Source organism: Clostridium pasteurianum BC1, assembly GCF_000389635.1.
Lineage (GTDB): Bacteria > Bacillota > Clostridia > Clostridiales > Clostridiaceae > Clostridium_I > Clostridium_I pasteurianum_A.
In genome coordinates this window covers 4,134,495-4,147,386 of record NC_021182.1, presented here as the reverse complement: position 1 = coordinate 4,147,386, position 12,892 = coordinate 4,134,495, and the positions used below count along the sequence as shown (strand labels likewise).

Here is a 12,892-nt window from a genome sequence, read left to right as displayed (position 1 = left end):
AGGAACATGCCGCTGTTATCTCCATGGAGTGTTACAGCGACTAGTTATCAGATAAAAAACTAATTAATTTCTTTTATAGATATATTTTTTACATATATTATATTTTTTTACAAAGTGGTATAATAATTTTAAAAAATAATGTTGGAAGGATGTTCTATATGTTGAGATTAACACCCCTGGAATTTTTTTTTAGAAGTATACCAGAGTGCTTTTTAATAGTAATGATGGCACATATATTTTGTAATAAAACTATTTCTAAAAAATTAATAGCTGAAGCTACAATTATTTTATCTATTTTAATATATTTAATACGATTATTGCCAATTGTATTTGGTGTACATACTGTACTGGGTAGTATAGCGTTTATAATTATAGGAGTATATATTCTTAATATATCTATTAATACCAGTGTTGCGTCAATACTTGTATCTGTGATTTCAATTATAATTTGTGAGTTTATAAATAATTTTATATTGGTATATATATTTAAAATAAATAAATTTGACAATGTGGGATTAAGGCTTATATATACTACTCCATCTTTAACTATGTTTATGTTTATAGTTGCAATGTTTTATATATTTATGGATAAAATTAAGAAACAACACTCTCAAATATGCTTTACAAAAAAATGTTAAGAATTACGATAAAACCTATATTTAGCTATGGAATTCTTATAATTTATGTAATTTTTGTATAAAATTAAGGAAATTGACAATGTTAAAAAGTAAATATCAGAAAATAGTATAATGATTTCCACAAAAAACAATTAGTTTACTAATAAATATATTTTTGACATATATTTTATTTTTTATTATAACGTGGTATAATTATTTTAAGGATATTGTTGGAAGGATGTGCTATATGTTAAAATTATCAGCATTGGAGTTTTTCTTCAGAGGTATTCCCGAATCTTTTTTGTGCGTACTTTTAGCCTATATAATCTATAATAAAAATATTCGTAAAATTTTAATTGTTGAAGCAGCAGTTAGCTTTGCTGTTATAACATATTTAATAAGATTATTGCCTATTAGCTATGGAGTTAATACTATAATTAGTATGATAGCTTTTATTTTGATAAGTATGTATGTTATGAAAATATCTATGAATGTAAGCATTTTTTCAATATTTGTTTCTGTAATTTTAATGTATTTTTGTGAATGGATAAATATGCTTACAATAGATAAATTATTTAAAATTTATGGTTTTACTAATGCTTATTGGAGATTTATATATAACATCCCCTCTTTGATTATGTTTATGATTTTAGTTTTAATATTTTACTTAGTTATAAATAAAATTAGTAGGAGATTCGGTAGATGATTTTTATTGAAAGATTAACTAAAAATATTAGTTCAATTATTTATGATAATTCTAATATAAAAAATGATGAAAAGGAAATAATAGAATATGGTATAGTAATTCTAAGTTTAAAAATATTTGGGATATTATTTATAATTATATTTGGAAGTCTATTTAAGGTTCTTTTACAGTCCATAGTATTCTATTTTGCAACAAGTGAATTGAGAAAATTCTCTGGAGGAGTTCATTCAAATTCACCAAGTAGATGTATATTTATTGGTACATTTATATCAATCATTATTTCATTATTTATAAGTAAAATTTATATATCATTACCAATTTACATAATACTTTTTTAGATATATTTATTTTAATATTTTGTTATTACATTATATTAAAATTGTCACCTGTAGATAGTCCAGCTAAACCTATATCTAGTATAAAATTAAGAAAACAATTAAAGAAAAAGTCAATGTTAATTTTATTTTTTATGTCATTGATATCATATATATTAATAATAGTATATATTGCTGTTAAGTATAGTATTTTATTGCAATTATCGCAATGTATTTTTATTGGTGTACTATGGCAATGTTTTACTCTCACCAATAATGGACATGTTATTATGGGAAAAGTCGACGATATTTTAAAATATATTATAAGGAGATGAAAAAGGATGAAAGACAAAATTAAAAAAGTTGTTAAAAATTTATCTGTTTCTCTTTTTAAATCCGTTGCTCTTAATAATTCTGTTTCAGCATGTACAAATTTTTTATATCAGCCAAAAGAACCAAAATGCTTGCAAAAGAAATAATATAAAGGATCATATGATCCTTTATATTATTTATTTTAAAAATAGGTGTGTGAATAATATGGAGCAAATTCAACAAAATGGTGAAAAAAGAATAAATGATATAATTTCTATTGTAAAATTAGCATCATTATTTTTTTGTGTAATTATTATATATGAGAAGGTATATCAAAATAATTTATTTGGATATACCTATAATAACTTTTTAAAGATAAATTTTACTGGATTACTTATGTTTTTAGCAATATTTTTATGGTGGTTACTTTCACATATAACATCAAACATATATAAATTTAAATATGTTATTATAATAAGAAGTATTGAAAATGTTGTGCTTACTATAATTTATACAGCATTGATACTAACAACAAATACCTATTCCAACCAAATTAAATGCCTTTTTTTGCTTGTAATTATCTCATCAACACTTCAACTTGGAAAGAGAATGGGCATGCTTACAGCTTTTATTTCCTCGGCTATAATTTTAATAATAGATTTTACTTACGTTCCTAGTGGAGATATAAACTATTATTTTCAAAATGATTTGATTATAGTTGGAGTTTTTATTTTAACAGCTTGGCCTTTAGGGCATTATAAGGAAATTGAAGATAAGAGAATTGAAAATAAGGATGTGCAATTAAAGCTTTTAAACAATAAATTAGAAAAAAATCATGAGCAGAGAAAACTTATGGAGGAAAATTTATTAAAAAATAAATCCTGCTATAATTTGCTTATTGAAAATTCCTATGAAGCTATTTTGGTACATCGTAATAATAAATTAATATTTGTAAATGAAAGTGCAGCCAAACTATTGGGATTTTCAAGTTACTCAGAACTTGTAGGAAAATCCATTTTATCCTTTTTACCTGAAGAAGAAAAGATACATTTAAAGGATCAATTTTGCAGAATATACAAAGAGAAATTGCCTAAATTAGTTTTCGAAGAGAAAGTATTAAATTCTAGTAATAAAATTATAGCTATTGAAAACACATCTTCTTTTTTTATATATGAAGGGAAGCCTACTATTCTCAGTATTTTAAGAAATATAACTTCCGAAAAAGAAGTAGTAGAATTACAAAAAGATGTGGAAAGAAACTCAAAGTTATTGGAAGAATCAATAGAGTCTAATAAAACTATTACAGAATTTTTTATAAATATATCTCATGAGTTAAAAACACCACTTAATCTCATATTTTCCGCATTGCAGATGATAAAATTATATAATAAGGATGGAGATTGCAATTATATAAAAAAGAGAAATGATTATGTAGATATTATGAGAACAAATAGTTATAGATTACTAAAGCTCATAAATAATTTACTTGATTTAACAAAATCAGATACTGGTTTTTTAAAAATTCAATTAGAAAATACTAATATTATAAATATGATAGAGGATATAACCTTGTCTATAGCAGATTATGTAGAAAACAAAGGTATCAAACTTATTTTTGATACTAATGTGGAAGAAAAGATAACAGCAGTAGATGGAGATAAAATTGAAAGAATTATGTTAAATTTACTATCAAATGCTGTGAAATTTACAAACTCTGGGGGGCAAATACTAGTTAATGTAATAGATAAGGGAGAAACGGTTTCTATAATTGTTAAAGATACGGGTATAGGCATACCAGAAGATAAGAAGAATTTAATCTTTGAAAGATTTGGACAAGTTGATAAAACCTTGAGTAGAAATAGAGAGGGAACGGGGCTTGGTCTTTGTCTGGTAAAATCCTTTGTAGAACTGCATGGAGGTACAATTGCTATTGAAAGTCAAGTTGGACTGGGGAGTAGTTTTATCATAAATTTGCCAGTGAAGCATGTGGAAAAAAATGCTGAAAATAAGGCTTTCTATGAAACGGATACGGAAAGAATTAATATTGAGTTTTCGGATATATATTCCTAGATTTTAGTATAAATGTTAAATGTAAAGATATTCTGAAACTGCACCGTTAGGCTAAAGAGTTCTAAGTATCAGAGGTCATAAACAAAAACCCCACCTGATGCTTAGAAATCTGTTTATATGTTTTGAAATTACCAGTTGCAAATGGCATATAAATAGAATTTTTAATTTTAAAGGTAGGTAGAAATAATGTATGGAGTAATATTAGCTTTAAAGATTTTTATTACAATATTATTTATAGCTATAATCTTAATAATTATGTTATTAGTCATTCCATATAATTACATTATTCGAGGGGATATTAATGAAGACCTTAAGGGAGAAATTGAAATAAATTGGTTTTTAGGATTACTTAGACTTAATGCCTTAAAAACATCGGATAATTTTGAAATAAAGTTTTATTTTATAAATTTTTGTGTTTATTCTAATTTAAGAAAAAATAGCAATAAGCATATAGAAAAAAATTCAAATAAAAACAGGAAAATTTCAGTGAATTTTCAACTTTTAGAGTTGGATACTTTGAGAAAATTGTTTTTATACTTAAAGGATATAATTTTAATAGTAAAACCCAGAAGCATAACTATTGAGGGTGTGTACGGTTTAGATGATCCCTTTGCCACTGGGACTATAAGTGCGGTGATCTCAGTAATAAAATCAAATTTTTCAGCAATAAGAATAAATATTTCTCCTGTGTTTGATGAGGTGATTTTAGATGTTTTCATTGAGATTAAAGGTAGAATAAATCTTTTTATTGTGATATTGAGAACTGTAAAATTATTATTAAAAAAAGATTTAAGGAAAATTGTATTAAAAGGAGCCTGATTTAGGGTATAATTTAAATATATGTAGGGAGGGGATTAAATGGATAATCAAGCGTCATTAAAGGAAAATTTAGATGCTTTATTTGGTAATCTTGAGAATTTTTTAAAGACTGAAACTGTTGTAGGTGAGCCAATAACAGTGGGGGAAACTACCTTAGTTCCTATAATAAGTCTTTCTTTTGGCTGTGGTACAGGTGCTGGAAATAATGGTGATAAGGGAATTGCAGCAAATGGAACAGGTCTTGGAGCGGCTGCTAAGGTTACTCCTAATGCAGTAATTGCAATCACTGGGGATAAGGTTAATCTTTTGCCTATATCCGGTAAAAACAATTTGGATAGTCTGCTTAATTTAGTGCCAGAAATAGTTTCTAAATTTAAATCAAAGAAGTCTGATAAAAATAAAGAAGAAGTTAAATCATCTGAAAATAGCAATAAATAAAATATAATTAAAAAATATTAGAGTGAAAATAAATATTAAAAATATTGAATAGTGGCAGTGCTTTTGATATAATTGATAAAAACTAGTTGTAAAAAACTATGATGAGAAAGAGTACATAAGAATTATATACAAAGAGAGTTGGAAAAGGTATCAAATAAAACAACCAAATTGGTTATAGATTATTTTTTAGAGATACCTTAGCTGAAAGTCCAATAATATATCTTATGGAAGGCAGTCTCTGAGTTTCCTATTGAGAAATTGGAATGAACTAAGTGGTATGACATAAAATAACATGTAATATTAATTGTTTTTTAATATACCTGTTCGTCCTAAAATAGATAAAGACGTGTCCTCACGTTATAGGGGAAAGAAATATTTTCTACTAAAGAGAAAGTCTGAAAAGACTTTAATTAGGGTGGTACCGCGAATACTCCTTCGTCCCTTTCCGGGATAAAGGAGTATTTTTATTCATGCATAGAAAAGAAATAGCAAGTTAAATTAAAATATTGGCTGGTTATTTTGAAATATGCGTTATATAAAAAATAATTTTTAATTAAGGGGAGAAAATTTTATGGAAGAGATTCTTGAAATTCTTGAAAGAAATAGTAAGTATACAGCAGAGGAAATAGCACAAATGACTGGAAAAAGTGTAAATGAAGTCAAAGAAGCTATTAAAAAATATGAGGATAATAATACTATTGTAGGTTATACTGCACTGGTTAATTGGGAAAAGACCAGTAAGGAAGAAGTGCTTGCACTAATAGAAGTAAGGATAACGCCTCAAAGAGGAGAGGGTTTTGATAAAGTTGCAGAGAGAATATATAAATTTCCGGAAGTCAAATCCTGTTATTTAATGTCTGGAGGATTTGATTTGACAGTTATAATAGAGGGTAAAACCATGAAGGAAGTGGCTTTATTTGTGGCAGAAAAACTAGCTGTACAGGAATATGTATTAAGTACTTCCACTCATTTTGTGCTTAAAAAATATAAGGATAAAGGGACTATTTTTAGAGATAAACCAAAGGATGATAGGGAGGGCTTGTTTATATGATGCTTCAGGACATGATACGTGAAAATGTAAGAAATATGCCTCCTTCAGGTATAAGAAAATACTTTGATATGGTAAATGATATGGAGGATGCTATATCGCTTGGAATAGGTGAACCGGATTTTGTTACACCTTGGAATGTAGTTGAATCTGGGATATATTCTCTAGAACAAGGTCATACTCATTATTCCTCCAATGCTGGTTTTATGGAATTGCGTAGAGAAATAGCTAATTCACTAAAAAATAAATACCAATTAAAATATGATCCAAAAGACGAAATTATTGTAACTGTTGGAGGTAGTGAAGGCATAGATATAGCTTTAAGAACCTTAGTAGGACCTGGGGATGAAGTCATAATACCAGAACCAAGCTTTGTTGCCTACAAAGGTTGTACAGCTTTCACAGGGGCAACTCCTAAAATATTAAATCTTAGAGCTTGTGATAAATTTAAATTAACACCAGAACTTTTAGAAGAAGCTATAACATCAAAAACGAAAGTTGTTATAATACCCTTTCCTAATAACCCTACAGGAGCTACTATGACAAGAGATGAACTACATTCAATTGTAGAGGTGTTAAAGGATAGAGATATAATAATTATATCCGATGAGATATATTCTGAATTAACCTATGAAAAAAAACATGTATCTATAGCTAGTTTTCCAGAGATAAGGGATAAAACTATAGTAATAAATGGTTTTTCAAAAGCCTATGCTATGACAGGTTGGAGACTTGGATATGTTTGCGGAAATAAAATACTAATAAATGCCATGAAAAAAATACATCAGTATGCCATAATGTGCTCTCCTACTACCGCTCAATATGCTGCTATTGAGGCACTAAAAAATGGAGAAAACTCCGTAAAGGAAATGGTTAGTGAATACAATAGAAGAAGGCGTGTGATGGTAAGCAGCTTTAAAAATATGGGATTACAATGCTTTGAACCCCTAGGCGCATTTTATGTATTTCCATCTATAAAATCCACGGGTATGACCTCAGATAAATTTTGTGAAGAACTTTTGAAAAAAGAAAAAGTTTTGGTGATTCCTGGTAATGCATTTGGAGAATGCGGCGAAGGTTTTATTAGAGCCTGCTATGCTTCATCTATGGATCATATATTAGAAGCTATGAAGAGGATAGAGAGATTTATAAAGTCAATAAAATAAATAATTTAAGAAAAAGGCGAACTAACTTGGTAGTTAATTCGCCTTTTCTTACAAGTATGAATCACAAAAATATGATAATCATTTAATTCTATCAATGATTTTGCCTTTAAATATATATTTTTCTTTAATTTCAAGGCTAAATTTATTTTCATATTTTTTTATAGTAGGCAAATTGTCTTTTGTAATAATTGAAATAGTTGTACCGGCTTTATTCATTCTTCCAGTTCTGCCTACTCTGTGAAGATATTCCTGTGGGTCTTCTGGCAAATCTAAGTTAAATATGTGAGTTATATCTTTAACATCTAGGCCTCTTGCTGCTATGTCGGAAGCCACTAAAAATTGAATTTTGCCATTTCTAAAATCTGCTAAGGCTTTTTTTCTTTCCTCTTTTCCAGCATTTCCATATAGACCATAACAGCTTATATGATGATATTGAAGCTTAGATACTATAAATTCTATTTCAACAGGTTTGTTTATAAATATGAGAGATTTTTTAGGATTTTCAGAGGCTATTATCTTTCTAAGTAATTCAAATTTATCTCTTAGTTCTGATAAGAAATACATATGCTGAACATTGGTGTTAAGTATTTCATCCTGAATTTTTATAATTAAAGGTTCTTTCATCAGGGAAGAAGCAGAACTTAATGCAGTTTCATTTATACTTGCAGAAAAGGCCATTAATTGTCTGTCTCGCAGAGTAGTTTTTATTATATCCTTTACCTTAGATATATTATTTTTGTCCAGTAATTTGTCACATTCATCAATAACGATGGTTTTAATGGTGTGACTTGATATTTTTCTTTTTTTGATAAGTTCAAAAATACGTCCTGAAGAACCTACTATTATATGAGGTTTTTTCTTTAATTTTTCAATTTGTCTTGACATATTAACATCACCTATTATAGTGCAAGATGTTACATTTATCTGAGAATTTTGTGATAATAGCTGTATTTCTCTATCTATTTGCATTACCAATTCATGAGTAGGTGCCAAGATGATACACTGCATTTCTCTCTTCTCAGAATCTATTTTTTGAAACATGGGAAGAAGGTAAGCAAGAGTTTTTCCAGTACCAGTTTGAGATTTTGCTATTATATCCTTGTTTTCTAATGCTAGAGGTATAACTTTAGCCTGTATATCTGTGGGGATTTTTATATCCTGCTTTTTCAGGCCATTTATTAAGTCTATATTTAATCCTAATTCTTCAAATGAAATAGTCATTTTATTCTCCTTGTACAATTATATTTTCATTCTGCTAAAAACTTTAATAATTGTATACTTTGTATAGGTTTTTGTCAATTTATCTAGAGCTTAGTTATCTTGACAATTAATAAAGTAATATATAAAATTGTTTTAATAATATATGCAATTTAAGGGATATTTAAAGATATAATTAACTAGCTAGTGGTCCATTTTGTATTATACTGTATTTTGAGGATATTCTCATAGTGTTATTATTTTTACATTTCTATTTTTGTATAGCACAAAATATGGTTAATATTTTTCAATTAATGTGCAGCTTTGTATGTCTTAAATTATATAAAGAGGAGAATAAATATGAGTATTGATTATAAATTAAATATGTTAAAGGATAACATAAGAAAACTTAAAAGTGCAGCCATAGCGTATTCAGGTGGAGTTGACAGTACTTTTTTATTAAAAGTTGCTCATGATGTTCTTGGTGATAAGGTTATTGCAGTAACAGCCAAATCTTCTACATATCCTGAAAGAGAATTTAAGGAGGCAAAGCAATTTGCTGAAGAAATAGGAGTAAAACATATCGTTATAGTTTCAGAGGAATTAGATATTGAAGGTTTTTCAAAAAATCCTACAAATAGGTGTTATTTTTGTAAAAAAGAATTATTTACAAAAATAAAAGAAGTAGCAAGAGAAAGCAATGTGGAAAAAATTTTAGATGGGTCAAATTTAGATGATACTAGGGATTATAGACCAGGTATGGAGGCTGCTAAAGAACTTGATGTAATTAGCCCTTTAAAGGAAGCAAATTTGGATAAAGAGGATATAAGAGAGTTATCAAAATCTATGGGTTTAAGAACTTGGAATAAGCCTTCTTTTGCATGTTTATCCTCTAGAGTTCCCTATGGTAGTGAAATAACTACCAGTAAATTGGAAATGATAGAAGGATCAGAACAATTTTTATTGGATTTAGGTTTTCGTCAGGTGAGAGTAAGACATCATGGAGATATTGCTAGAATAGAGGTTTCACCTGAGGAGAGAAAAAAATTTTTTAATGTGGAATTAATGGACAAAGTTGTGGATAGATTAAAAGATATAGGATTTAAATATGTAACTTTAGATCTTTTTGGATATAGAACTGGAAGCATGAACGAAGTACTTACGGAGAAGGAAAAAAAATGAATGATTTTTATGAATTTAATATAGCAAAGGAAATTTTATTATCTTTAGAAAAGTTGGGGTATAAAAATCCCACGGAAGTTCAGAAGAAAGTAGTTCCATTAGTTTTAAAAAATAAAGATATAATAGTGGAATCCCAAACGGGCAGTGGAAAAACAGCTGCTTTTGCCATACCAATATGTGAAAGAGTAGAAATAGAAAATAGTAATCCACAAGCATTAATACTTACTCCTACAAGAGAATTAGCCGTACAGATTAAAGAGGATATATCCAATATAGGAAGGTTTAAGAAAGTTAGGTGCACTGCTATTTTTGGAAAACAAATTTTTTCATCTCAGGTTAGAGAATTGAAACAAAGGATTCATGTGGTAGTAGGAACCCCTGGTAGAACACTGGATCATATAGAAAGAGGTACTATAAATTTAAGTGGTATAAACTATTTAGTTATTGATGAAGCTGATGAGATGCTGAACATGGGATTTATAGATCAGGTTAAGAATATAATTAATAAGCTGCCCCCAAAAAGGGTAACCATGCTATTTTCAGCCACCATGTCAGAAAAAATACAAATACTTTGCCATGAATATATGAAAGATCCTGAAGTAATAAATATAAAAGCTGAAAAACCAATAACTGAAAAAATAAAGGATTATTATTATATTGTTGAAGGAAAAGATAAGTTTGATTTACTTAAAAAGATAATATATACGGAAAATCCTGATAGTGCTATGATATTTTGCAATACTAGAAATTCAGTGGAAACTTTATTTTCTATACTAAGGGATAAAGGATTTTCATGTGTTTCCATACATGGTGGTATGCTTCAGCAGGACAGATTGAATGTAATTAAAAGCTTTAGCAGAGGTGAATTTACCTTTTTAGTGGCTACAGACATTGCAGCTAGAGGGATTGATATAGCTAATGTAACCCATGTTATAAATTATGATTTACCCTTCGAGAAAGAAAGCTATGTACATAGAATAGGAAGAACAGGACGTGGAGAAAATAATGGTAAGGCTATAAGTTTTGTCACACCTAACCAGTGTAGATTTTTAAATGAAATTGAAGAATATATTGAAAGAACTATAAATAAAGCTCAGTTGCCTGAACTAAGGGACATAGAAGTTGGAAAAAATTTATTTAATGAAAGACTTAAAAATAAACCTAAACTAAAAAAAGAGAAAAGTTTTGAATTAAATAAAAATATTTTAAAAATATACATAAATGCGGGAAAAAAGAAGAAAATAAGAAATGTAGATATTGTTGGCACTATATCTAATATAAATGGAGTTGAAAGTGAAGATATAGGAATAATAGATATACAAGATAATTTGTCGTATATTGATATATTAAATGGAAAAGGTTCTTTAGTAATAGAGGCATTAAGGGAAAAAACTATGAAGGGTAAAAAAATTAGATGTGAAAGGGCGGAAAGATAGTAGAGTGTTAATTATATTATGACAATGTAAATAAAATGATGCAAATGTAAATAATTGTATTAATTATAAAAATTTAAAATGTTAGCAATAGTGAACTATTGCATTTTTATATTAGTTAATGCATAATGAATATGTACATGAAACTTAATTTATGGAATTATAAGAGAAGCTTACTTAATGAGAGTTCCTTATTTTTACTGAGTTTAAATTAATTATTCAGAGACATGCCGCTGTTATCTCCAGCTTTCAAAGATGGAGTGTTACAGCGGTTATTCGTGGGATAAATACGCTATTATACAGTTATTGAAAATTTAATAATATGGTTTAGATTTATATATTTTGAAGATTTTAGTTATCTCTACACAAAATAAGGAGGAGAAATCGTGAATATATTAATTATATCTTCAAATAATACTGGTTGTGGTCATAAAAGTATTGCAGAGGCATTAATGGAACAGTTTAAAGAAATTCCAAATGTAAATGCAAAGGTTATTGAGGGGTTTGATACAAATGGTATATTGCTAAATACAGTTAGCAAATCCTATGGTTTTTTTACCAGAAGAGCAAGAGTTTTATGGAAAGCTGTATGGAATATTTCATTGAAGAAACCAGAGCTTTTAACTAAGTTAACTGAAAGAACTATGGAAAAGAGATTTCTAAAAATTTTAGACGAGGAAAAGCCAGATCTGATATTATCCATACATCCTAATTTTAATGCTCCTGTATTAAATATACTATATAAAAATGAATATAATATACCCTTTATTACGCTTATAGCTGATTTAATAAGTATAACACCTTTATGGGTAGATAGAAGAGCAGACTATATAATTTCCCCAACAAAAGAGGCTAAGGAAAGATGTATTAAATTTGGAGCTTATGCTTCAAGAGTAACAATTGATAAGTTTCCTGTAAGATCAAGATTTTATAATGATAATGTGAGAAAAAATCCTATTATAAATGATGATCCTAAAAATGCCTTGAATTTTCTGCTTATGAGTGGCGGTGAAGGGGTAGGTAATTTGGGGAGCATTGCTGAGATTTTATTGGAAAACTTCAATTGTAATGTTAAAATTGTTGCTGGAAAAAATTCTGTTTTAAAAAATAAACTTGAAAATAAATATAGTGAAAAATATGGTAATAGATTAGACGTTTATGGATATGTAAATAATGTTAATAAGCTTATGGAAGAAGTGGACATACTGATTACTCGTGGAAGTCCTAATGTTTTAATGGAGGCTGTGGCTTCAAATTTACCTATAATAATTACAGGTGAGCTTTTAGGGCAGGAAGAGGAAAATTCATATTATATAGAGGAAAAAAGGCTTGGAATAGTTTGCAAGGATTACAGAAATTTAAATGATTCAGTACAAAGATTATTATCTGAAAATGGAAAGATGTTAAAAGAAATAATGGAATCACAAAGAAAATATAGAGATCCAGAGGCAACTAGAAAAACAGTGGATTTTATTGTAAAAGTTGTATCAGATTTCAAGTTGCACGAAGAACTTGATGATATAAATGTTCAATTGGAAAGATTGGTATAGTTTTAAAAAAAACAATTTTTGTATTATAGTTGAATGATAA

At 27.9% G+C, this 12,892-nt stretch carries 14 protein-coding genes; 13 read left to right on the top strand and 1 reads right to left on the bottom strand.

From position 1 onward, the window contains the following. The first annotated feature begins 158 nt into the window (after window positions 1-158). From CLOPA_RS19305 to CLOPA_RS19270, 10 genes are all read left to right on the top strand, one after another. The gene (locus tag CLOPA_RS19305; protein WP_015617111.1) at window positions 159-638 is read left to right on the top strand and encodes a hypothetical protein; all 480 of its coding nucleotides are present in this window, start codon (window positions 159-161) and stop codon (window positions 636-638) included. A gap of 226 nt (window positions 639-864) precedes the next feature. After that, window positions 865-1,323 carry a hypothetical protein gene (locus CLOPA_RS19300; RefSeq protein WP_015617110.1) on the top strand — a complete coding sequence of 153 codons (459 nt, stop codon included), beginning with the start codon at window positions 865-867 and terminating at the stop codon, window positions 1,321-1,323. After that, window positions 1,320-1,661 (top strand): accessory gene regulator B family protein, encoded by a 342-nt coding sequence (locus CLOPA_RS26290; RefSeq protein ID WP_242834231.1) that lies wholly within the window; start codon window positions 1,320-1,322, stop codon window positions 1,659-1,661. The genes CLOPA_RS19300 and CLOPA_RS26290 overlap by 4 nt, the downstream gene beginning before the upstream one ends. Before the next feature lie 41 nt (window positions 1,662-1,702). Beyond that, complete coding sequence (locus tag CLOPA_RS26285) at window positions 1,703-1,972, top strand: accessory gene regulator B family protein (RefSeq protein ID WP_242834230.1); 270 nt, start codon at window positions 1,703-1,705, stop codon at window positions 1,970-1,972. A 6-nt stretch (window positions 1,973-1,978) separates the two neighbouring features. Beyond that, window positions 1,979-2,116 (top strand): cyclic lactone autoinducer peptide, encoded by a 138-nt coding sequence (locus CLOPA_RS24575; RefSeq protein ID WP_015617109.1) that lies wholly within the window; start codon window positions 1,979-1,981, stop codon window positions 2,114-2,116. A 58-nt stretch (window positions 2,117-2,174) separates the two neighbouring features. Then, complete coding sequence (locus CLOPA_RS19290) at window positions 2,175-4,019, top strand: sensor histidine kinase (RefSeq protein ID WP_041710990.1); 1,845 nt, start codon at window positions 2,175-2,177, stop codon at window positions 4,017-4,019. Between the two features lie 186 nt (window positions 4,020-4,205). Further along, window positions 4,206-4,838, top strand: coding sequence for a DUF2953 domain-containing protein (locus CLOPA_RS19285; protein ID WP_015617107.1), 633 nt, complete (start codon window positions 4,206-4,208; stop codon window positions 4,836-4,838). Between the two features lie 39 nt (window positions 4,839-4,877). Beyond that, the gene (locus CLOPA_RS19280) at window positions 4,878-5,276 is read left to right on the top strand and encodes a GerW family sporulation protein (RefSeq protein WP_015617106.1); all 399 of its coding nucleotides are present in this window, start codon (window positions 4,878-4,880) and stop codon (window positions 5,274-5,276) included. 571 nt (window positions 5,277-5,847) lie between these two features. Next, on the top strand, window positions 5,848-6,327 hold the full coding sequence (locus CLOPA_RS19275; protein ID WP_015617105.1) for an Lrp/AsnC family transcriptional regulator: 480 nt from the start codon (window positions 5,848-5,850) through the stop codon (window positions 6,325-6,327). Next, entirely contained in the window at window positions 6,324-7,490 is a 1,167-nt protein-coding gene (locus CLOPA_RS19270; RefSeq protein WP_015617104.1) for an aminotransferase class I/II-fold pyridoxal phosphate-dependent enzyme, read from the top strand. Before CLOPA_RS19275 ends, CLOPA_RS19270 begins: the two co-directional genes overlap by 4 nt. A gap of 78 nt (window positions 7,491-7,568) precedes the next feature. On the opposite strand, the gene CLOPA_RS19265 is transcribed toward CLOPA_RS19270, so the two are convergent. Further along, window positions 7,569-8,711, bottom strand: coding sequence for a DEAD/DEAH box helicase (locus CLOPA_RS19265; RefSeq protein ID WP_015617103.1), 1,143 nt, complete (start codon window positions 8,709-8,711; stop codon window positions 7,569-7,571). 336 nt (window positions 8,712-9,047) lie between these two features. On the opposite strand from CLOPA_RS19265, the gene larE reads away from it, so the two are divergent. The 3 genes from larE (at window position 9,048) to CLOPA_RS19250 (ending at window position 12,852) form a co-directional block, all read left to right on the top strand. Then, on the top strand, window positions 9,048-9,869 hold the full coding sequence (gene larE, locus CLOPA_RS19260) for an ATP-dependent sacrificial sulfur transferase LarE (RefSeq protein ID WP_015617102.1): 822 nt from the start codon (window positions 9,048-9,050) through the stop codon (window positions 9,867-9,869). After that, entirely contained in the window at window positions 9,866-11,305 is a 1,440-nt protein-coding gene (locus CLOPA_RS19255; RefSeq protein WP_015617101.1) for a DEAD/DEAH box helicase, read from the top strand. The genes larE and CLOPA_RS19255 overlap by 4 nt, the downstream gene beginning before the upstream one ends. Before the next feature lie 383 nt (window positions 11,306-11,688). Next, window positions 11,689-12,852, top strand: coding sequence for an MGDG synthase family glycosyltransferase (locus tag CLOPA_RS19250; RefSeq protein ID WP_015617100.1), 1,164 nt, complete (start codon window positions 11,689-11,691; stop codon window positions 12,850-12,852). The last annotated feature ends 40 nt before the right edge of the window (window positions 12,853-12,892 follow it).

Bases quoted from the DNA above. Each gene is read 5' to 3' on its own strand.
- CLOPA_RS24575 (WP_015617109.1), top strand. From the start codon at position 1,979: ATGAAAGACAAAATTAAAAAAGTTGTTAAAAATTTATCTGTTTCTCTT.
- CLOPA_RS19265 (WP_015617103.1), bottom strand. From the start codon at position 8,711: ATGACTATTTCATTTGAAGAATTAGGATTAAATATAGACTTAATAAAT.
- CLOPA_RS26290 (WP_242834231.1), top strand. From the start codon at position 1,320: ATGATTTTTATTGAAAGATTAACTAAAAATATTAGTTCAATTATTTAT.
- CLOPA_RS19275 (WP_015617105.1), top strand. From the start codon at position 5,848: ATGGAAGAGATTCTTGAAATTCTTGAAAGAAATAGTAAGTATACAGCA.
- CLOPA_RS19270 (WP_015617104.1), top strand. From the start codon at position 6,324: ATGATGCTTCAGGACATGATACGTGAAAATGTAAGAAATATGCCTCCT.
- CLOPA_RS19300 (WP_015617110.1), top strand. From the start codon at position 865: ATGTTAAAATTATCAGCATTGGAGTTTTTCTTCAGAGGTATTCCCGAA.
- CLOPA_RS19280 (WP_015617106.1), top strand. From the start codon at position 4,878: ATGGATAATCAAGCGTCATTAAAGGAAAATTTAGATGCTTTATTTGGT.
- CLOPA_RS19285 (WP_015617107.1), top strand. From the start codon at position 4,206: ATGTATGGAGTAATATTAGCTTTAAAGATTTTTATTACAATATTATTT.
- CLOPA_RS19255 (WP_015617101.1), top strand. From the start codon at position 9,866: ATGAATGATTTTTATGAATTTAATATAGCAAAGGAAATTTTATTATCT.
- CLOPA_RS19305 (WP_015617111.1), top strand. From the start codon at position 159: ATGTTGAGATTAACACCCCTGGAATTTTTTTTTAGAAGTATACCAGAG.
- larE (WP_015617102.1), top strand. From the start codon at position 9,048: ATGAGTATTGATTATAAATTAAATATGTTAAAGGATAACATAAGAAAA.
- CLOPA_RS19290 (WP_041710990.1), top strand. From the start codon at position 2,175: ATGGAGCAAATTCAACAAAATGGTGAAAAAAGAATAAATGATATAATT.